Here is a 19878-nt window from a genome sequence, read left to right as displayed (position 1 = left end):
TCACCATTTTCGAGATCATCCGTCGATAACAACAAATGACATCGGTATATTTATCATTATTCGTAACCAACATGTAGGTCACTATGGCGTATTACTCCGCAATTATAGAAACATCAAAAAGAGTAGTGCCGACAAGGTTGCTCTTAAACAATACTAAACGTTTTATCACAACGATCAGTATGAGCTTATTATTAACTGGTTGTTTTGAACGCCACCGTACCACAGATAGCTTATGTGAAAGTTACCCTGAATTGTGTGCCCAGCTCAACGTCAATGATGGTCAATGCCGTATTCAACGAACAGGGTTAATTTGGCAACGTTATGATGTGTTGAAAAATCCAACCGACCAAGAAAAATTTAAAGAGCTTGAAGCGACGCAAAAGTATATTTTTTGCTTGGAATATGCCGCTCGTATTGAACCAACAGAGCTAAAAGATCGAAAAACTATTCGTATGAACGCACTCTACGATAGCTATAATAATATAACACGCCTAAACAAAGAGCTGTCGTTGTCGACCGATCCAGAGATTATTTACTATCGTTGGAGTCAAGGTGATGAACAAGCACAACAACAATTTCTAGCTCTCGAAGGTAAAAAAGAGTTAGAGACACCCGACCTTCAACTAGCACTTGCCAGCTACTACATCAGCAAAGATAAGGATAAAACCTATCAATTACTCCATCATGCGCTTTCACTCTACAAGAAAAATGAAACGGTAAACCAAGATATAATTAAATCATTAGCAACCTTATCTCAGCAGCAAAAAAAACTGAAAGAAGCTTATATATGGGTATTAATTGCTAATGATATGAATATGCCCGTTGCCGAAGCAAAAAATGTCGCCAGCTTATTTTTGTTAACAGAAGATGAACAGAAGGTTTTAAATAAAAAAGCAGTCAATATTTTAGATAATTTACAAAATGGCAACTACGAGCAAAAAATGATTAATTAAAATTTTATTGTAAATATCAAATAATTTTATAATTGATGCATACAAGATTTAATCATTAAACTTATTTTGCTTTTATTGTGAAATTTTAGATATTAAATACAGTGACGGTAAATAATTATATATTACCGTCACTCATACGCTTTATTTGTCCGTGAATATTAATGATATCGAGTTTACACAATAACGTTCACCTGTTGTTTGCGGACCGTCATTAAAAACATGTCCAAGATGACTATCACAATGCTTACAACGAATTTCTATTCGTTTCATACCATGACTATGATCCTCTACATAGCTAATGCAATCATCATTCAATGGCGCATCAAAGCTAGGCCAGCCACAGCCTGAGTCATATTTATTGCTCGAAGAAAATAACGGCGAGTCACAACAGGTACATGAATAAATACCTGTTTTATAGTTATGAAGTAATTTGCCGCTATAGGGTGGCTCAGTCGCTTGCTGTCGACAAACTTGATAAGCCTTTTCAGATAATTTCTCTCGCCAATAAGCATCAGATTTATTTTTCATTACCGTTGTCCCTTATTTCCCTCAAATTAAATTTTAAACCTAATTTTATTTAAAGTGACTTTAACACATATGCCTGTTTTAAAAATTCACAGTTTTAAAAAAACCGTCTAATGTATTTATCAGCGATATAAATTTGAAAATTACGGCGCTGTTAAATTACACAGTATTTGTATGATTTACCGCCGTTGTAGTCGAAATGTAAATTAAATCCGATCTTTTTTTTGATTTTAAGCAATTTAAACGATTTTTTTGCTTGCAGGGTCACGTAGTATTATGTAATTTTACTACCAGTTATCTTTCATTAGAAATTAAGTTGTGGAGCAACTGTAATGACAATTAAAGTAGGTATTAACGGTTTCGGCCGTATCGGTCGTTTTGTTTTCCGTGCAGCGCAAGAGCGCAACGACATTGAAGTTGTTGGTATCAACGACCTTATCGATGTTGAGTACATGGCATACATGCTTAAGTACGATTCAACTCACGGCCGTTTCAACGGTACTGTTGAAGTTGAAGGCGGTAACCTAATCGTTAACGGTAAAACTGTTCGTGTAACAGCTGAACGTAACCCAGAAGATCTTAAGTGGGATGCAATCAACGTTGACGTTGTTGCTGAAGCAACTGGTCTTTTCCTAACTGACGAGACTGCACGTAAGCACATCACTGCTGGTGCTAAGAAAGTTGTTCTTACTGGTCCATCTAAAGACGCAACTCCAATGTTCGTTATGGGTGTTAACCAAGACACTTACGCTGGTCAAGATATCGTTTCTAACGCTTCTTGTACTACTAACTGTCTAGCACCTATCGCTAAAGTTCTTAACGACAAGTTCGGTATCGAATCTGGTCTTATGACTACAGTTCACGCAACTACAGCTACGCAGAAGACTGTTGACGGTCCTTCTGCTAAAGACTGGCGTGGCGGTCGTGGTGCTTCTCAGAACATCATCCCATCATCAACTGGTGCAGCTAAAGCTGTAGGTGTTGTTCTTCCTGAGCTAAACGGCAAACTAACTGGTATGGCTTTCCGCGTACCAACTGCTAACGTTTCTGTAGTTGACCTAACAGTTAACCTTAAGAACGGTGCTTCTTACGAAACTATCTGTGCTGCTATGAAAGAAGCATCAGAAGGCGCTCTAAAAGGCGTTCTTGGTTACACTGAAGATCAAGTTGTTTCTCAAGATTTCATCGGCGAAACTCAAACTTCAGTATTCGATGCTAAAGCTGGTATCGCACTAACTGATAACTTCGTTAAAGTTGTATCTTGGTACGATAACGAAATCGGCTACTCAAACAAAGTTCTAGACCTAATCGCTCACATCTCTAAGTAATGTAAGCATTAGCTAGCTTTCTTTGAAAGCAATTAAAAAGGCGGCGCATTTTGCGGCGCCTTTTTTGTATCTAGTACAATGGCAAAAAACAATCATAAACCTTCACGATTTTAACAAATTAGTTTTCATATTTTTTGATATTTTAAAGCGCAAAATAAGTACTTTTTTGTTTATTGCTTAATTTACAAATAAGCGCTAAACAAATGAGCACTTTCTGCTTTTAACTTTTAAGGAATGAAGATGAATCTACGTCAACTTTCTACTGTTAACGCTTTATCCGACAACGTCACCGCTTGTGAATATCAAGGGATTAATATCATTCGAGTGATCCACCCTCTTGCTGAAGCTGGTATTTCACTGCATGGTGGTCATCTATTATGGTTTAAACCACAAGGTGAAAAAGACATTATTTGGTTAAGTGAAAAAGCCATTTTTGATCAGTCAAAAGCGGTACGTGGCGGTATTCCAATTTGTTGGCCTTGGTTTGGCCAAGCTGGCACACCATCTCATGGTTTTGCGCGCACATCGCAGTGGTCATTATTAGAGCACCGTGAAAATGAAAACGGCGTTATAGTCAGTCTAGCACTGGAAGATAATGAAGAAACCTATGCTATTTGGCCGCATAAATTTAAAAACGTCCTAACGTTTGAAATCGGTCAAGAACTCAAAGTAAGCCTGACATCGACTAATACCGACAATCAACCATGGTCATACAGCGGCGCATTACATACTTACTTCGATATTGCCAATATTAACGATGTTGATATTACAGGAATGGGGCCAAAATACCTTGATAGTACGCAACAAGGTAAAGTATGTGAAGGTGGTTCTACACTGACCTTCAACAGCGAAACTGATCGTGTATACACTCAGCCAGAAGCCACTATCACTATTAATGATAAAAACAATAATCGTGAAATTTTGGTCACTAACGAAGGTCACAATGCCGCTGTAATTTGGAACCCTTGGCAAGCGCTATCCGTTAGTATGGGTGATATGGCTGATAATAGTTATGAAACTATGGTATGCGTGGAATCAACAATCCACCAGCCAAGTATTGAGCTAGCGCCAGGACAGTCTCATACTTTATTAACAACGATTTCTAACCGTTAATTCAAAACTAACCACGAGCAATATCATTGCTCGTGGTCAAGCATACATTCTCGCAGAGGCTTCTATCAATACCCAGCCATTGCCGTCGGGATCGTTAAACGTAGCAAACTTCCCCCCCACTAAATTAACAATACTTGATAATAATACACCGCGTTGCTTGAGCTCTTTATGCGTTAACTGTATATCATCCGTTTGAACGACTAGTCCTTGCACGGTACCTGGCTCCATTCCGCCAAATGGCGTTACTAAACTGATTGTCGTTTCTGCACCTCTTGGTGCTAATTGCAGCCAGCGTTTTTGATTATTCGAGTAATGATCTCGGATCAATTCAAAACCAAGTGCATCTCGATAAAACTTCAAAGCCTGGTTTTGATCCGAAACCGGAATAGAAACAGTATCGACACGTGAAATTGTCATAAAGCCACCTACCTATACAATTTTTAGGACCTTATTTTAGCTTATGTCAGAGCAGGCCGTTTCGTGGAAAAAATATGCCTTAGGCTCAAATACACAAAAAATTCTCAATAATTGTCCCTCTCAATCAACAATAAAAAAAAAAGATCAATAAAACCATATAATGGCAATTAGCCAAAATAAAAATTCAACACAAAAAAGTTTTACGGACTTTTACTTCAATATATTCAGTAAAAAACAAGATCTACTATTAATTACTATAATTAATAGTAGATCTGCATACCAACAAGAAAAAACAAAAATGTTTTAGCTTCAAAAGCGCTTGCAGAACCCATCCCATAAGAGGATAGTAAAAATATACGGTTAAAAAACGTCCAGTTTAAAACCACTATCACAAGGTATTTTTATTTAAAAATCATTAACTCAGTACAGCAAATTGATCAGTTCGGACTAGTCTTAAAGTAAGGGATGCAAAAGAGGTTGATTTTCGTCCTGTCTAAATGATCAAAGAACGATTCAGGGGGCATACCATGAGTATTTTTGACCACTATCGTCATCGCTATGAAGAATCCAAGGATGAAGAGCTTTCATTACAAGAGTTCCTTGATATTTGTCGTAACGATCGCAGCGCCTACGTCAACGCCGCAGAGCGTCTTTTAATGGCGATTGGCGAACCAGAAATGATTGATACCGCACAAGACCCATATCTTAGCCGTCTCTTCTCTAACCGTGTCATCTCTCGTTATAAAACGTTTGAAGACTTCTACGGCATGGAAGATGCGATAGAACAAATAGTGTCTTACCTCAAACATGCAGCCCAAGGGCTTGAAGAGCGTAAGCAAATTCTTTATTTATTAGGCCCTGTCGGCGGTGGTAAGTCATCGTTAGCAGAAAAATTAAAAAGTTTAATGCAAAAAGTGCCTATTTATATTCTGACGGCAAATGGTGAGCGTAGCCCAGTTAATGATCATCCTTTCAGTTTATTTGATAAATCAGAAGATGGTGAGTTGCTTGCCAATGAATATAATATTCCATCACGCTATTTAAATACCATCATGTCGCCGTGGGCAGCAAAACGACTCCATGAATTTGGTGGCGATATTACACAATTTAAGGTGGTGAAAGTTCGTCCGTCCATTCTTGACCAAGTCGGTATCGCAAAAACTGAACCGGGAGATGAAAATAACCAAGATATTTCATCGTTAGTTGGTAAGGTAGATATTCGTCAACTTGAACATTACTCTCAAGATGATCCTGATGCTTATAGTTATTCAGGTGCTCTGTGTAAAGCTAACCAAGGCTTAATGGAGTTTGTTGAGATGTTTAAAGCGCCGTTAAAAGTACTTCACCCACTTCTAACCGCAACGCAAGAGGGTAACTACAACGGTACTGAAGGACTATCCGCATTACCTTTCGATGGAATGATCCTTGCTCACTCTAATGAGTCAGAATGGCAAACCTTTAGAAATAACAAAACGAATGAGGCTTTCTTAGATCGTGTTTATATCGTCAAAGTCCCTTACTGTTTACGGGTTTCTGAAGAAATAAAAATCTATCAAAAACTACTTGAAAGCAGTGAGCTATCATCCGCACCTTGCTCACCAAGCACGCTTGAGATTCTTGCTCGATTCAGCGTTCTTTCTCGCTTGAAAGAGCCAGAAAACTCAAGTGTTTATTCAAAAATGCGTGTCTATGACGGTGAAACACTAAAAGATACCGATCCTAAAGCAAAATCGTACCAAGAATATCGCGATTATGCAGGTGTCGATGAAGGTATGAATGGGTTATCAACTCGTTTCGCCTTTAAGATTTTGTCGCGGGTATTTAACTTCGATCATTCAGAAGTTGCAGCAAACCCTGTTCACTTGTTCTACGTGCTTGAGCAACAAATTGAACGAGAACAATTCCCACAAGATATTGCTGAAAAATACCTTGAGCACTTAAAAGGCTTCCTCACACCGAAGTATGTCGAGTTCATTGGTAAAGAGATCCAAACCGCTTATCTCGAATCTTACTCCGAATATGGTCAGAACATTTTTGATCGCTATGTCAGCTACGCCGACTTCTGGATTCAAGACCAAGAGTACCGTGATCCTGAAACTGGACAACTCTTTAATCGCGAAGCACTCAATAACGAATTAGAGAAAATAGAGAAACCTGCGGGGATCAGTAACCCTAAAGATTTCCGAAATGAAATTGTTAACTTCGTTTTACGTGCTAGAGCAAACAATGCAGGCAAAAACCCTAACTGGACCAGCTATGAAAAACTCAGAACAGTAATAGAGAAGAAGATGTTCTCTAATACTGAAGAGCTACTTCCTGTTATTTCATTTAATGCTAAAACATCCACAGATGAGCAAAAGAAACATGATGATTTCGTCGCTCGTATGATGGAAAAAGGCTATACCCGCAAGCAAGTACGCTTATTGTCTGAATGGTATTTACGCGTACGTAAATCGTCGTAAACCAGCTGCAAATGAGATAAGGGGGAGCTATGGCATATTTTATCGACCGCAGGCTCAATGGTAAAAATAAAAGTACGGTGAATCGCCAGCGCTTTTTACGCCGCCATAAGCAGCAAATTAAAGAATCTATTGCTGATGCGGTAAATAAACGCTCGATCACAGATGTTGATAGTGGTGAAGATATCACGATCCCATCACGTGATATCCGAGAACCTAGCTTTCACCAAGGTAAAGGTGGACAACGTGAAGTTGTCCACCCTGGCAACGACCAATTCACACCCGGCGATCGTATCGAGCGACCGCCAGGTGGCGCCGGTCAAGGTGGGGCTGGTAAAGGAGATGCAAGTCCTGATGGCGAAGGCAATGATGAATTTGTTTTCCAAATATCTAAAGATGAATATCTTGATCTTTTATTTGAAGATCTTGAATTACCCAATTTACAAAAGAACCAAATGAACAAAATAGTAGAGTGGAAAACCTTCCGTTCTGGCTATAAATCACAAGGGGTTCCCGCCAATATTGCTATTGTGAAAACCTTGCAAAATTCATTGGCAAGGCGTACTGCAATGACCGCAGGAAAAAGAAGAAAACTGCGTGATTTAGAGCAAGCACTCACTTTATTATTTAACACCGAACCTGCACAACCGTTTGAAGAAGAAAGGATAAAGAAAGAAATCGAGTCATTGAAACAAAAAATAAATAGAACACCATTTATTGATACCTTTGATCTTCGCTATAAAAATTATGAACGCCGACCGCAACCATCAAGCCAAGCGGTAATGTTTTGTTTGATGGATGTATCAGGCTCGATGGATCAAGCCACAAAAGATATTGCTAAACGTTTTTATATTTTGCTTTATCTCTTTTTAAACCGCACATACAAAAATGTGGATGTTGTTTTTATTCGCCACCATACCCAAGCAAAAGAAGTAGATGAACACGAATTTTTCTATTCACAGGAAACTGGGGGCACTATTGTTTCAAGCGCACTTCGTATGATGAACGATATTGTAAAAGATAGATATCGTCCTGAAGAGTGGAATATTTATGCAGCTCAGGCTTCTGATGGCGATAATTGGGCTGATGACTCTCCCGGTTGCCGAGAGCTATTAGATAAGCATATATTGCCATTTTCACGTTATTACTCATACATAGAAATTACACGACGAGCACATCAGACATTATGGCGTGAGTATGAAGCGCTACATAACAGCCATGATAATTTTGCGATGCAAAACATACGGACTGTAGATGATATTTTCCCAGTATTTAGAGAGCTATTTAAAAAACAAGTGAGTTAATATTTGAAAACTTACTAAATGATAGTCAGCGATATTGAAAATAATATCGCTACTCTTTCTGGCCGGTATCACGCGCTTTAAGGGGGATCTTAGTCATGAATACAAAGACAAAAACAAAAACACTCAGCGATGGGCCAGATTGGACCTTTGACTTACTAGAACAATACCATGTCGAGATCAAGCGAGTTGCAGAGCACTATCGCCTAGATGCCTATCCGAACCAAATTGAGATCATTACTGCCGAACAAATGATGGATGCCTATTCAAGCATTGGTATGCCAATCAATTATCATCATTGGTCTTTTGGTAAACGTTTTATTGAGACGGAGCGTGGCTATAAGCACGGGCAAATGGGACTCGCCTATGAGATCGTTATCAATTCGAATCCCTGTATCGCTTATTTAATGGAAGAAAATACCATCACCATGCAAGCCTTGGTCATGGCGCATGCCTGCTATGGTCATAATTCATTTTTTAAAGGGAATTACCTGTTTAAAACCTGGACCGATGCAAGTTCAATCATAGATTATCTTCTCTTTGCTAGAAAATACATTACTGAATGTGAGGAAAAATACGGCGTCAATGATGTCGAGAAACTGATTGATTCCTGCCACGCGCTAATGAACTACGGTGTTGATCGTTACAAACGTCCGCAAAAAATCTCATTAGTCGAAGAGAAAGCTCGTCAAAAAGCCCGTGAAGACTACCTTCAATCGCAAGTTAATTCGCTATGGCGGACCATTCCTATTCAAGCTGAAAAAGAAACCGTGATTGAAGAAACGCGATTTCCTTCTGAGCCACAGGAAAATATTCTCTATTTCTTCGAAAAGCACGCTCCATTGCTTGAACCTTGGCAACGTGAATTAGTCCGGATAGTACGCAAGATCAGCCAATATTTTTATCCTCAAAAACAAACTCAGGTCATGAATGAAGGCTGGGCGACATTTTGGCACTACACGATACTTAATCACCTCTATGATGAAGGATTGGTGACTGAGCGCTTCATTATGGAATTTCTCCATAGCCATACTAATGTTGTAGCTCAACCTGAATATAACAGCCCCTATTACAGTGGTATAAACCCTTATGCTTTAGGGTTTGCTATGTTTCAAGATATACGTCGGATATGTGAAGATCCTACAGAAGAAGATAAGCATTGGTTTCCTGATATAGCAGGATCTAATTGGCTTGATACCCTACATTTTGCGATGGAAAACTTTAAAGATGAAAGCTTTATTAGCCAATTCTTGTCGCCTAAACTCATGCGAGATTTTAAGCTCTTCGCAGTTAACGATGATGATCGTCATAACTATGTTGAAGTGAGCGCTATACATAATGAAGAAGGTTATCGAGCGATCAGAGAAAAGCTCTCCTCACAATATAACCTCAGTAATAATGAACCCAATATTCAAGTATGGAATGTTGCTTTGCGCGGTGATCGCTCATTAACACTACGCTATATTCCCCATAATCGGATCCCACTTGCTGATAGCCATAAAGAAGTGATCAAACATCTTCATCGTCTCTGGGGGTTTGATGTCACATTGGAAGAAGAATTACCAGACGGACGCACCCAAATCCTTGCGACTTGTCCAATTAGGACACAATATAATACTGAGATTTAATCTTTTATCTCTAGTTAAAAATAACGCCACTAAAATATTTAATTCCAGTGGCGTTCATTTGTTAGAGTAATTTAATAATTAAAATTTATATGTTGTGCCTATATACCAAGAACCAATCGATTGTTCAAAATCTTTATTACCCTCTTCTAGGGTATAGAAATCGGCTTCATAAGCTGCACGGATACCTAATCCTGGAATTTGCTTAATTTGATATTCTAAACCTGCACCTAAGCGAATTAAGTCACCATCATCTTTTATCATTGGATCTTTTAATGATATTTGACCATAACCAACTGTAGCGAATGGACGAATACCATTATCAAAAGTGTAACCAAGATTAGCTGCTATAGTAAATGATTCATGTTCTGTTTTAGCAAAATTCAATTTAACTTTACCTAATACGTCAATATTATGTTTAATATCGCCATATTTAGTGTACTGCGCCTCTAAAGAAACAATACGGTTAAATTGATAACCAGCAATAGCTTTATAACTAGCATCATTTGATTCTGTTGAATAACCAAAAGAATCATTATTATAAACATTTATAGAACGAGAATCATGGAAGTCAGTGGCACCAACACCAACACCAACATAAAAACCTTGATATTTATTATAATGAGTCGTGTTTTCAGATGCTACTGCATATGTTGATGATAATGAACAAACCAAAGTGGCTAATACTAATTTTTTCATGAGTTTTACTTTTTAAACTATTTTTCAAAAGAGATATTTATAATATTGAAATCCTCATATAAAAAACAAACCAAAACCAAACCTTATGAAAACCAAAAATAAATACAATAAAAACACTTTAAAAAACAGAATATTAAATATTTATTTGTTTTTATAACAAACCATATCAAACGCTTCATTTTTACTATCAGTATAAAAATATAGTCGATTACTAATTTTTTTATATCTATATAAAATACTGTGGCCTTCGTACTCTTTATAAGCTCTATTTAAATTTACATCATCATATTTTTTTAGAATATGAACACTCTCAAAATTTAGTGTTAAGTGATCTCTTGTTTGCAGGTAATCACCATCATAATAAAGTTCCATTAACTTAGCATCTTTATCATTCTCTTTTACTTGGATAAACTCATTAATAAAAAATCGATCTTTAGAGCTAAAAGTTAAAATCATTTCTTCAGAAACTTGACTATATTTAGAAAAAGATTCAAATATAAAACCTGTTTTTCTCTGATCACAAATCCAAGTTGTTGAGAGCAAATTATCTTTCTTTGTTGCCAAATAAAAATCAGCTATCACTAAGCCAACCAAAATAAAAATTAGTAATGTATTTATTTTTTTTAGCATTTTATATTCTTACTGTTTAAGTAATCACTCAACTGCTTAGAAAAGCTGCCATATGTATATTTAGACATTCTAAAGTTAAATGCCCTTCCATCAGATGGCATAATAAAGACTACTATCGAACTATTATTCGCTATTCGAGTATTATAATAAAACTGTGAATATATATTTGAATTGCAAACTGATGATAGGCTTTTTTTTATGCCTTTTATAAAAAGTTCTTTATCTACATCGTAGTCATCGACTTCATTAAAGTAAACCTTATTTGAACCAATATTTATTTCATGATTATAATTTTTAGTATCAATAAAATATGGTGTAGTATTTATTACGCTATTTATGTAATAAATTAAAAATGCAGTAAAACTAATAAGTATAATTAATAAATATGAAACACTTTTTCTACAAAGAATATGGGATTCTACGGATTTTATTGTATCATTTTCATTAATTTGAATAATATCGTCAGATAACAAAGAAGGTTTTATTTTTTTGCGTTCTGGTTGTTGTTTTGCTTGCTTATTATCTTTATCAACAACACAACTATCATCCATTTTGACTTCAAGTAAATAGCCAGACTTACTGACTGTTGTTATCGTAATCATCTCTAAAGCGTGCTTAGCTAATATTTTTCTAAGTTTAGAAATCACATTCGTTAAGGCCTGCTCAGATACAATCGTATCTCCCCAACACTGAGATAATAAAAACTCTTTTTCTACACATTTTCCTTGGTGTGCAAGTAAAAGTAAAAATACATCACTCACACGGGGCGTAAAATACTCTGTCTGTCCATTGTCATGAGTAAGAGTTCGTGTGGAACTGTCGTAGGTTACGGAACCAATTCGGTACACTTCACTGCTTGCCATACTGACCATTTTATTAACATAATTTATCCTTAATTATTAGTTATGCTAACTATACAATCAACTTACAATCGAGTAATTCACCTTCAAGCATTCCTATTTACATCAATATGCTGATTTAAACAGCAGAAATACAGGCATAAAAAAAACCAAGTGCTTAACACTTGGTTTAATATTCGCCGCAGTAATTTTAAATTATTGCTCTTCTTCGTACATATATTTTGAAATTTCAACACGGTGACTATACCAAATCGCACCACTTTCACGACCATATAAACGAATACGATCAGCAACTAGCTCTGGTTTATTCTCATCACAGTATAATTTCATATCGCGGTAGAAGTTTAATGCTAATTCACATGCTTCTGGCTTCATAAAGTAGTAACCACCAACACGTGTATAAATTTTGCGTAAGCCATTAATAGTTAAAACATAAAGTGTATTACCAGACTTACCTGCCATACCTTGGAATAGACGATAATCATAATAGTTGAACGCACGAGCTAAACAAATTTCTTCACAAAGCTGTGGATCATCTTTACCGTATTTATCTACGATTTTTTTAACTTCTTGGATAAGATCAATACGATCATCGCTGTTTTCAATAAACTCAGCAAAGCTTGATGCTTTACGAAGTCTTTCAACTGAATCAATGACATGCTGAATTAGAAGACTTGATTCTTCTGCGTTACCTTTTACGGCATAACGCATAAAGACACTACTAATATCAGTTCGAGCAGCAAGAAGATCGGTTAATACTCGTTGAACATCCTGCCCATCTAGTGTCACTAAGGTATCAAGAATATTTAAACCTGAAGTATCCATGTAGTTATTAACACGCGTTGGCTTACCATGTTGGATGGTTAACCATCCATCACGTGCTAAACGTTGCAATACTTCACGTAATGTTGTCCGAGTTACTCCAATTAACTCTGAAAGTTCACGCTCAGCAGGAAGAATCGACCCCTGAGGAAAGTGATTATTCCAAATGCTTTCAATAATATATTTCTCAGCAAATGTCGCTGGGCTATCTGCCTTAATGACCATCTAAGTAAAATCCAGTTCGCTTCATGCACTTTTATAATTGTACTCATCATACCACTAGTTTCTTCTGAGAAGAAACCTCGCTATTAACTCTGACATGAACATGAAAGAGAAGTATAAAAATACAGCGATATTGTTAGACTGCTCACTAAAAAAAGGTGTTTTGAATGCATCTAACAATTCCTATTATTTTTTCTGTATACTGTGCGGTTTATAACACTGACATATTCAACTCCCATTTCAAGATGAAAATGTAACGAAATAATTGCATTTTTGTTTAACTTATTGACTAATCCCTCTTAAACGGTAGAGTTATATAAAGATGAACTGGGAGCGAATGGAAGCTGCTGCCTAAGAAAGTTATAACATCCGAGAACGATACTCTTGTTTAACTTTGATACCTCAATCTCGACCAATAATCTTTTGCAAGAAGCGACTGATTACCCTGCTGATTGATCAATCAAGGCATTTAGCCGACATCAAATCCATACTATTTTGCGCTAATAATAAAGAGATCCAACACATGGCTATATCGCTAGGGAATGCCTTTATCAAAAACTTTTTGGGTAAGGCACCTGACTGGTACAAAATCGCTATCATTACTTTTTTGATCATTAACCCTATTGTCTTTTTTCTTATTGATCCGTTTGTTGCTGGCTGGTTGTTAGTAATCGAATTCATCTTCACGCTTGCAATGGCATTAAAGTGTTACCCATTACAACCTGGTGGTTTACTGGCAATAGAAGCTGTTGCCATTGGAATGACAAGTGCAGATCAAGTGAAACATGAACTTGTTGCAAATATTGAAGTGCTACTCTTACTGGTCTTTATGGTCGCGGGTATCTACTTCATGAAACAGCTATTGTTGTTCATGTTTACTAAAATATTAATCGGCATCCGCTCTAAAATTTTACTTTCTCTCGCATTTTGTGTGATGGCCGCTTTTCTATCCGCTTTCCTTGATGCACTAACCGTTATTGCGGTTGTTATCAGTGTAACTGTTGGTTTCTACAGCATTTATCATAAGGTTGCTTCAGGGCAAGATCCTCATTCTAATCATGATCATACTAATGATAATCACGTTCCAGAGCTAAGCCGCGATGACTTAGAAAATTACCGTGCATTCCTACGTAGCTTGTTAATGCATGCTGGTGTGGGTACAGCGTTAGGTGGCGTAATGACAATGGTAGGTGAACCACAAAACTTAATCATTGCCGATCAAGCTGGTTGGGATTTTGGTGAATTTATTATTCGTATGGCGCCCGTTACTGTTCCTGTCTTTTTCTGTGGCTTATTAACCTGTGCACTGGTTGAGAAATTTAAAATCTGCGGCTACGGTGCAGAATTACCTGAAAATGTTCGCCAAATCTTAGTCGACTTTGATAATGAAGAACGTAAATCACGTACTAACCTTGACTACGCTAAATTAATTATTCAAGCAGCAATTGCAGTATGGTTAATTATCGGCCTTGCAATGCACTTAGCTGCGGTGGGTTTAATCGGTTTAACCGTTATTATTTTGGCAACATCGTTTACTGGTATCACCGAAGAGCACGCTCTGGGTAAAGCATTTGAAGAAGCGCTTCCTTTTACAGCACTACTTGCGGTGTTCTTCTCTATTGTTGCAGTAATCATTGATCAACAACTATTCGCACCTATTATTAATTGGGTGTTAAGCCTTGAAGGTAGTTCACAACTTACTATGTTCTACATTGCAAATGGCTTGCTATCAATGGTTTCAGACAATGTATTCGTTGGTACGGTATATATTAACGAAGTAAAAACCGCGCTAACAAACGGTGTTATTAACCGTAGTCAGTTTGATATGTTAGCCGTTGCTATCAATACAGGTACTAACTTACCATCAGTAGCAACACCAAATGGTCAAGCGGCATTCTTGTTTGCTTTAACCTCGGCTATTGCGCCACTTATCCGTCTTTCTTACGGTCGTATGGTATACATGGCGTTACCTTATACTATTGTTCTTGCATCCGTAGGTTTAGCTGGCATTGAGCTAATGCTAGTACCAATGACAGATTGGTTCTATACCATGGGCTGGATCACTGATGCATCATCAGCCGCCGCAACAATACCGGCACTTGCTCACTAATTCACAATAGCGAAATTGACAGATGATTTACTTATCTATAAAGCTATGATTGAATATTGCTGTTAGATTAGTGTCATAACGTATATGAAAACCCTGATAGTTCAGGGTTTTCTTTTATCTTAATTAGTACGTAGAGTATCGATGATGCAATACCTCAATACCTTTTCAAAATCACGTTTAGCATGGCTGCTACTACTTCTTTCTATATTTATCTTTGAAGGTTGTGCCCTATTCTTCCAACATGTAATGAACCTTGCACCGTGTGTGATGTGTGTTTATGAACGTGTCGCTATGATGGGGATCGGTTTTGCCGCTATTGTTGGTCTTCTCGCCCCTCAAAATGCGTTTTTCCGTTGGATTGGTTTAGCCGGTTGGGGATATTGTGCATACCGCGGTGTTGTATTGGCCTATCAACATGTGGGTTTTCAGCTAAACCCATCACCGTTTGCAACCTGTGATTTATTCGTCCAATTTCCAGCCTGGGCGCCAATAAACCATTGGGCTCCTTGGATGTTTGAAGCATACGGTGATTGTGCCAAAATTGTTTGGCATTTCTTAACACTAACAATGCCACAATGGTTGGTTGTTATTTTTGCGGGAAATCTTATTGTTTGGGCAGTCATGGTTATCGCGCAGTTCTTCGGTAAGAAATCAGCTTAAGTTAGCAGCGAATAAATAAGACAGAAAAAGCGAAGACTACAATGTAGGCTTCGCTTTTTTGTTAGTACTTACTTCGTTAATGCGCTTTGTTCTAAGGCGGTCAGAATAGGGTAATCAGCAGGACATAATGTATAGCGTTTAAATTCGTTTAAACTCACCCACACCATTGCTTGATGCGTATTTAATACAATATCGCCTTCACACCATCGAGTTAAATAACCTTTTAATTCAATGGTTTTATCACCGTAATCAAACACACTATCAGCCAGCCATTGCTGTGTTTTAGTCGTGATCGCTAACTCTTCCATAAGCTCACGCTCTAATGCATGCTCTGGTAATTCCCCCACTTCAACTTTACCGCCAGGAAATTCCCATAAACCACCTTGGCTCGCATTATCTAATCGCTGAGCAAGTAGGTACTTACCTTCTTTCTCAATAACTCCCGCAACAACAACGATTGTTTTAAGCTTTTGCATTAATGTGACTTACCGCAGCACTGTTTGAATTTCTTACCACTATCACATGGGCAAGGATCATTACGACCAATATTTTTATAAGGATTAATCGCTTGAGCTCCTGCGCCAATTTGAAGTTGATCCGCTGCCATCATCACTTCAGTTAGCATCAATGGTAGTTGCGAATAAAGCTCACTTGGTGCTGGCATTCCTGTCACGCCCGCTTGCTCCATTTGTTCCAGAGTACCCGCTTCATCAACACATAACATTAACGTTGTCAGTAATGCTGATAACATGCGCATTGTGCCATCTGAAATAGACATCTCTTCCCAGTTTGGCTCAATGTAATGCCAAACGGCTAAAAAGCCTTGAGCAAACTGTGAAAGTGCCACGTTTGTATCACCACTTTCTTGCCATTTAAGCTCTACCGGTAATTGGTATTCACCGGCTTTTACTGTGCGATACAGCATTTCAAAGTGATTTAATACGGCAACTTTATCGGTCTCTGATAGCGCTATATTACTATCTTCAGTGACAACACCAGTTAATAACACAGGTAACCAAATCTCAGGTTCCATAGGTTTCGGGTTTGCATTTGCAGCAAATAACGCGCCTTCAATAAAAGGAGCAGACATGCCATCCCAACCTGTTGGGAGTGTCATTAATGTATTCATGATAATTTCCAATAAAAGTTTCTACCGTCATTATACCTGAACTCATCCTTTAACTTCATATCATCACTTATTGAGTAGAAAAAAACGCAATATTGATTGTTTCTGATAACAATGTAAGTAGTGCTAATTAAAAATTTATTATGCTAATTACTTGATATTTGATGCAGTTCAGCGAAATTAAACATATATTCTGTTTAATTACAGATAAATGTCATCATTTATAATCTATGCGATGGGAATAGCCATGGATAATCACGATTTAAATGCAATCATTGCTGGCGCGAGTGGTTTAGTTGGAGATGAACTCTTACACCAGCTACTTGCCAATAAAAGATTTAAACATATTTATGCTCTATCTCGTCGTGACTTACCGTTTCACAGCAGTAAATTACACCAAATCATTGATCCGCTTCTTCGGATTAATAGCTGGGAGCACGAAACGCCTCAGCCACAATATGGTTTTATTTGTTTAGGAACGACAAAACGCAAGGCTGGCAGTAAATCAGCACTTGCCGCAGTTGATCTCGATTTGGTAAAAGATGTCGCTACAACAATGAAAAACCTAGGCGTTAAACACATTATTGTAGTATCAAGCCTTGGTGCATCAAGCCACTCTCCTTCCCATTACTTACGCTGCAAAGGAAAAATGGAGCAAGCAATCACTAAGATGGGGTTTGAACACTGCATTTTTATTCGACCAGGCCCTTTAAAAGGTGAACGTAGTGAAATTCGTACTGACGAGCAATTATTGCAACACGTTTTTGATGTGATCAATCCATTGGTTGTCGGTCCTCTAAAGCATTTCTCCCCAATACCTGCAGAGTACGTGGCACGTAGCATGGTAAAAATGGCGCTATCTTGTCAAAAACATCAACTTGAGCAAAGAACCATAGTTTCGGGTCATCAACTCCGCACTATTTAAAATCAATGGTGACAAATTAACCCTCTCGCACTAGAATCTTGCCCCTTATATGTATTACCGAGCAGAGCTATAACCACTATGCGAGTTATTTTAGGCCCGATGGAAGGCGTCTTAGACCATTTAATGCGCGAGATGCTGACTGAAATTAATGACTATGATCTTTGTGTCACCGAATTTGTCCGTGTCATTGATAGCCTATTGCCTAGCAGTGTTTTCTATCGCTTATGTCCCGAGTTACGTCAAGGTGGAAAAACACGCTCAGGTACGCCTGTTCGGGTACAAATTTTAGGACAAGATCCTAACTGGATGGCTGAAAATGCGCAGCGTGCATGTTCACTAGGCTCTGCAGGCGTTGATATTAACTTTGGTTGTCCAGCAAAAGCAGTCAATAAAAGCCGTGGTGGCGCAGTTTTGCTAAAAGAGCCTGAGCGTATTTATCAAATAGTTAAAGCTTGTCGAGCTGCTGTCAATCCCGTTAAACCTTTAACGGCAAAAATACGTTTAGGCTGGGATGATCCTGCCCAATGTTTTGAAATTGCAGATGCTATTGCCCAAGCTGGCGCAGATGAAATGGTGGTTCATGCGCGTACTAAAGAAGATGGTTACCGCGCAGAGACTATTAAATGGGATTATATTAAGCAGCTTAAACAAAGTGTCACTATCCCTATTATTGCTAATGGCGAAGTCTGGAATTATCAGGATGGTCAAGCATGCCTATCTACCACCAATACAGATGCATTAATGGTCTGTCGCGGCGCGCTTAATTTGCCAAATTTAGGTAATGTCGTAAAACATAATCAAGCGCATATGAGTTGGGAAGACGTACTCGCTTTACTATTAGTTTACTCTCAGTTTGAGATCAAAGGAGATAAAGGGCTTTACTACCCTAACCGCGTAAAGCAATGGTTCTCTTACCTGCGTCATGAGTACCCTCAAGCCAAATTATTATTCACCGATATTCGTGCCTTAAATAAAGCAGCACCAATTATCGAAGTGCTTCAGCGCGCGCAGCAGCAATAACCTTCATTTATAGCCCAATCTTATTGGGCTGTCTTCTTTTACCTTTCACCATTATTGAATTCTCCCCCATTTATCGCACTAAAACAGCATGCTTTTCTACCATAAGAAAAAATTCACACTTGTGCGTAAATGTAGGCCATTATTTATTGATAATGCTATGTTTATTAAGGATCCACTATGCGTTGGAAAAACTCCCGCCGAAGTACCAATATTGAAGATCGTCGAGGCCAAGGTTCGACTCAAGCGGGATTGCCGATGAGCGGTTTACTTCGCTTTATTCCTTTTTTAATTAAAACAAAGATGGGCAGAATTATTCTTGTTGTCGGTGGCTTATTTTTAGCGTATCAACACTTTACTGGCGGAGACATGATGGGATTGCAACAATCCACTCCATCTTCTCAACCAACAACACAAAATGACGAAAATAAGCAATTTGTCGCAGCTGTGTTAGGCACAACTGAAACCGTCTGGGATAAGATCCTTGATGGTAAATACCAACCACCCAAGCTAGTGCTTTACAATAATGTAACCCAAACAGCTTGTGGCACAGGCTCAGCGCAATCAGGTCCATTTTATTGCCCAGCAGATCAAAAAGTGTATTTGGATTTAAGCTTTATGAACGAGCTTAAAAAACTAGGCGCCCCCGGTGATTTTGCTTTTGCTTATGTTATCGCTCACGAAGTAGGACATCATGTACAAAACCTATTAGGCATCAGTACCAAAGTACATCAAATGCAGCAACGTAGCAGCAAAGTCGAAGCCAACCGTTTAAGTGTAAAACTTGAATTACAAGCAGACTGTTATGCTGGCGTATGGGAACATTACGTCAATCAACAAGGCATACTTGAGGCTGGAGATATTGATGAAGGCATCAAAGCTGCAAGCTCGGTAGGCGATGACCATTTACAGAAAATGGCAGGCCATGCCGTTCAACCTGACGGTTTTACACATGGCACCTCTGCACAACGTATTGAATGGTTTAAGAAAGGACTAACAACTGGCGATCCTCGTCAATGTAATACTTTTAACACGTTGTAACTACTTCAGTAACCCCTTCACTAAATAGCCTAATAAGCATACTTA

19 protein-coding genes are annotated in these 19878 nt (G+C 38.1%); 11 read left to right on the top strand and 8 right to left on the bottom strand.

Going from position 1 to position 19878, the window contains the following annotated elements; all coding sequences use genetic code 11:
- Window positions 1-179 precede the first annotated feature (179 nt).
- Window positions 180-953: a DUF2989 domain-containing protein gene (locus CTN01_RS15975; RefSeq protein ID WP_045186507.1), complete on the top strand. Its 774-nt coding sequence runs from the start codon at window positions 180-182 to the stop codon at window positions 951-953.
- Between the two features lie 141 nt (window positions 954-1094).
- Here CTN01_RS15975 and msrB read toward each other — a convergent pair whose 3' ends face one another.
- Entirely contained in the window at window positions 1095-1481 is a 387-nt protein-coding gene (gene msrB / locus CTN01_RS15970; RefSeq protein ID WP_045148336.1) for a peptide-methionine (R)-S-oxide reductase MsrB, read from the bottom strand.
- Between the two features lie 329 nt (window positions 1482-1810).
- On the opposite strand from msrB, the gene gap reads away from it, so the two are divergent.
- A complete protein-coding gene (gene gap, locus CTN01_RS15965; protein ID WP_005369026.1) occupies window positions 1811-2806 on the top strand; it encodes a type I glyceraldehyde-3-phosphate dehydrogenase in 996 nt (331 codons plus the stop codon).
- Between the two features lie 240 nt (window positions 2807-3046).
- The gene (locus CTN01_RS15960; RefSeq protein ID WP_045148335.1) at window positions 3047-3919 is read left to right on the top strand and encodes a D-hexose-6-phosphate mutarotase; all 873 of its coding nucleotides are present in this window, start codon (window positions 3047-3049) and stop codon (window positions 3917-3919) included.
- Window positions 3920-3955: 36 nt separating this feature from the next.
- Here CTN01_RS15960 and CTN01_RS15955 read toward each other — a convergent pair whose 3' ends face one another.
- A complete protein-coding gene (locus CTN01_RS15955; RefSeq protein WP_045148333.1) occupies window positions 3956-4336 on the bottom strand; it encodes a VOC family protein in 381 nt (126 codons plus the stop codon).
- Between the two features lie 527 nt (window positions 4337-4863).
- On the opposite strand from CTN01_RS15955, the gene CTN01_RS15950 reads away from it, so the two are divergent.
- The 3 genes from CTN01_RS15950 (at window position 4864) to CTN01_RS15940 (ending at window position 9724) form a co-directional block, all read left to right on the top strand.
- Window positions 4864-6798, top strand: coding sequence for a PrkA family serine protein kinase (locus tag CTN01_RS15950; RefSeq protein ID WP_045148332.1), 1935 nt, complete (start codon window positions 4864-4866; stop codon window positions 6796-6798).
- Window positions 6799-6827: 29 nt separating this feature from the next.
- The gene (locus CTN01_RS15945) at window positions 6828-8099 is read left to right on the top strand and encodes a YeaH/YhbH family protein (RefSeq protein ID WP_045148330.1); all 1272 of its coding nucleotides are present in this window, start codon (window positions 6828-6830) and stop codon (window positions 8097-8099) included.
- Between the two features lie 95 nt (window positions 8100-8194).
- Window positions 8195-9724, top strand: coding sequence for a SpoVR family protein (locus CTN01_RS15940; protein ID WP_045148329.1), 1530 nt, complete (start codon window positions 8195-8197; stop codon window positions 9722-9724).
- Between the two features lie 78 nt (window positions 9725-9802).
- On the opposite strand, the gene CTN01_RS15935 is transcribed toward CTN01_RS15940, so the two are convergent.
- The 4 genes from CTN01_RS15935 to fadR form a co-directional block, all read right to left on the bottom strand.
- Window positions 9803-10420, bottom strand: coding sequence for a porin family protein (locus CTN01_RS15935; protein ID WP_045148328.1), 618 nt, complete (start codon window positions 10418-10420; stop codon window positions 9803-9805).
- 141 nt (window positions 10421-10561) lie between these two features.
- Window positions 10562-11050, bottom strand: coding sequence for a hypothetical protein (locus tag CTN01_RS15930; RefSeq protein WP_107188270.1), 489 nt, complete (start codon window positions 11048-11050; stop codon window positions 10562-10564).
- A complete protein-coding gene (locus CTN01_RS15925) occupies window positions 11044-11913 on the bottom strand; it encodes a winged helix-turn-helix domain-containing protein (RefSeq protein ID WP_249033686.1) in 870 nt (289 codons plus the stop codon). Before CTN01_RS15925 ends, CTN01_RS15930 begins: the two co-directional genes overlap by 7 nt.
- A gap of 192 nt (window positions 11914-12105) precedes the next feature.
- On the bottom strand, window positions 12106-12957 hold the full coding sequence (fadR, locus tag CTN01_RS15920; RefSeq protein ID WP_045148326.1) for a fatty acid metabolism transcriptional regulator FadR: 852 nt from the start codon (window positions 12955-12957) through the stop codon (window positions 12106-12108).
- 520 nt (window positions 12958-13477) lie between these two features.
- Between fadR and nhaB the strand changes: the two genes are divergently transcribed.
- Together nhaB and dsbB are read left to right on the top strand one after the other, a co-directional pair.
- Entirely contained in the window at window positions 13478-15064 is a 1587-nt protein-coding gene (nhaB, locus tag CTN01_RS15915) for a Na(+)/H(+) antiporter NhaB (protein ID WP_045084019.1), read from the top strand.
- 144 nt (window positions 15065-15208) lie between these two features.
- Window positions 15209-15724, top strand: a complete 516-nt coding sequence (gene dsbB, locus CTN01_RS15910) for a disulfide bond formation protein DsbB (protein ID WP_045148411.1) — start codon at window positions 15209-15211, stop codon at window positions 15722-15724.
- Between the two features lie 68 nt (window positions 15725-15792).
- Here the strand turns inward: dsbB and CTN01_RS15905 are convergent, their stop codons facing one another.
- Window positions 15793-16200, bottom strand: coding sequence for a (deoxy)nucleoside triphosphate pyrophosphohydrolase (locus CTN01_RS15905; RefSeq protein ID WP_045084020.1), 408 nt, complete (start codon window positions 16198-16200; stop codon window positions 15793-15795).
- Window positions 16200-16853, bottom strand: a complete 654-nt coding sequence (locus CTN01_RS15900; protein WP_045148325.1) for a YecA/YgfB family protein — start codon at window positions 16851-16853, stop codon at window positions 16200-16202. Before CTN01_RS15900 ends, CTN01_RS15905 begins: the two co-directional genes overlap by 1 nt.
- A 244-nt stretch (window positions 16854-17097) precedes the next feature.
- Between CTN01_RS15900 and CTN01_RS15895 the strand changes: the two genes are divergently transcribed.
- The 3 genes from CTN01_RS15895 to ypfJ all read left to right on the top strand — a co-directional run bounded on the left by CTN01_RS15895 (window position 17098) and on the right by ypfJ (window position 19833).
- On the top strand, window positions 17098-17775 hold the full coding sequence (locus CTN01_RS15895; protein WP_107188272.1) for an NAD(P)H-binding protein: 678 nt from the start codon (window positions 17098-17100) through the stop codon (window positions 17773-17775).
- Between the two features lie 78 nt (window positions 17776-17853).
- The gene (dusC, locus tag CTN01_RS15890) at window positions 17854-18795 is read left to right on the top strand and encodes a tRNA dihydrouridine(16) synthase DusC (protein WP_045148324.1); all 942 of its coding nucleotides are present in this window, start codon (window positions 17854-17856) and stop codon (window positions 18793-18795) included.
- A 177-nt stretch (window positions 18796-18972) separates the two neighbouring features.
- A complete protein-coding gene (gene ypfJ / locus CTN01_RS15885) occupies window positions 18973-19833 on the top strand; it encodes a KPN_02809 family neutral zinc metallopeptidase (RefSeq protein ID WP_045148322.1) in 861 nt (286 codons plus the stop codon).
- Window positions 19834-19878: the final 45 nt, after the last annotated feature.

It is taken from the genome of Photobacterium angustum (genome assembly GCF_003026365.1).
GTDB classification, from domain to species: domain Bacteria; phylum Pseudomonadota; class Gammaproteobacteria; order Enterobacterales; family Vibrionaceae; genus Photobacterium; species Photobacterium angustum.
Note: the sequence above shows the minus strand (reverse complement) of the source record. Positions and strands in the feature narration are given on the sequence as shown.

What these genes read in the sequence shown, in the direction of transcription:
- CTN01_RS15955 (WP_045148333.1), bottom strand. Translation starts at nt 4,336, where the DNA reads ATGACAATTTCACGTGTCGATACTGTTTCTATTCCGGTTTCGGATCAA.
- dusC (WP_045148324.1), top strand. Translation starts at nt 17,854, where the DNA reads ATGCGAGTTATTTTAGGCCCGATGGAAGGCGTCTTAGACCATTTAATG.
- CTN01_RS15935 (WP_045148328.1), bottom strand. Translation starts at nt 10,420, where the DNA reads ATGAAAAAATTAGTATTAGCCACTTTGGTTTGTTCATTATCATCAACA.
- fadR (WP_045148326.1), bottom strand. Translation starts at nt 12,957, where the DNA reads ATGGTCATTAAGGCAGATAGCCCAGCGACATTTGCTGAGAAATATATT.
- CTN01_RS15960 (WP_045148335.1), top strand. Translation starts at nt 3,047, where the DNA reads ATGAATCTACGTCAACTTTCTACTGTTAACGCTTTATCCGACAACGTC.
- CTN01_RS15930 (WP_107188270.1), bottom strand. Translation starts at nt 11,050, where the DNA reads ATGCTAAAAAAAATAAATACATTACTAATTTTTATTTTGGTTGGCTTA.
- ypfJ (WP_045148322.1), top strand. Translation starts at nt 18,973, where the DNA reads ATGCGTTGGAAAAACTCCCGCCGAAGTACCAATATTGAAGATCGTCGA.
- CTN01_RS15945 (WP_045148330.1), top strand. Translation starts at nt 6,828, where the DNA reads ATGGCATATTTTATCGACCGCAGGCTCAATGGTAAAAATAAAAGTACG.
- CTN01_RS15895 (WP_107188272.1), top strand. Translation starts at nt 17,098, where the DNA reads ATGGATAATCACGATTTAAATGCAATCATTGCTGGCGCGAGTGGTTTA.
- gap (WP_005369026.1), top strand. Translation starts at nt 1,811, where the DNA reads ATGACAATTAAAGTAGGTATTAACGGTTTCGGCCGTATCGGTCGTTTT.
- CTN01_RS15925 (WP_249033686.1), bottom strand. Translation starts at nt 11,913, where the DNA reads ATGGCAAGCAGTGAAGTGTACCGAATTGGTTCCGTAACCTACGACAGT.
- nhaB (WP_045084019.1), top strand. Translation starts at nt 13,478, where the DNA reads ATGGCTATATCGCTAGGGAATGCCTTTATCAAAAACTTTTTGGGTAAG.
- CTN01_RS15900 (WP_045148325.1), bottom strand. Translation starts at nt 16,853, where the DNA reads ATGAATACATTAATGACACTCCCAACAGGTTGGGATGGCATGTCTGCT.
- CTN01_RS15940 (WP_045148329.1), top strand. Translation starts at nt 8,195, where the DNA reads ATGAATACAAAGACAAAAACAAAAACACTCAGCGATGGGCCAGATTGG.
- dsbB (WP_045148411.1), top strand. Translation starts at nt 15,209, where the DNA reads ATGCAATACCTCAATACCTTTTCAAAATCACGTTTAGCATGGCTGCTA.
- CTN01_RS15905 (WP_045084020.1), bottom strand. Translation starts at nt 16,200, where the DNA reads ATGCAAAAGCTTAAAACAATCGTTGTTGTTGCGGGAGTTATTGAGAAA.
- CTN01_RS15950 (WP_045148332.1), top strand. Translation starts at nt 4,864, where the DNA reads ATGAGTATTTTTGACCACTATCGTCATCGCTATGAAGAATCCAAGGAT.
- CTN01_RS15975 (WP_045186507.1), top strand. Translation starts at nt 180, where the DNA reads ATGAGCTTATTATTAACTGGTTGTTTTGAACGCCACCGTACCACAGAT.
- msrB (WP_045148336.1), bottom strand. Translation starts at nt 1,481, where the DNA reads ATGAAAAATAAATCTGATGCTTATTGGCGAGAGAAATTATCTGAAAAG.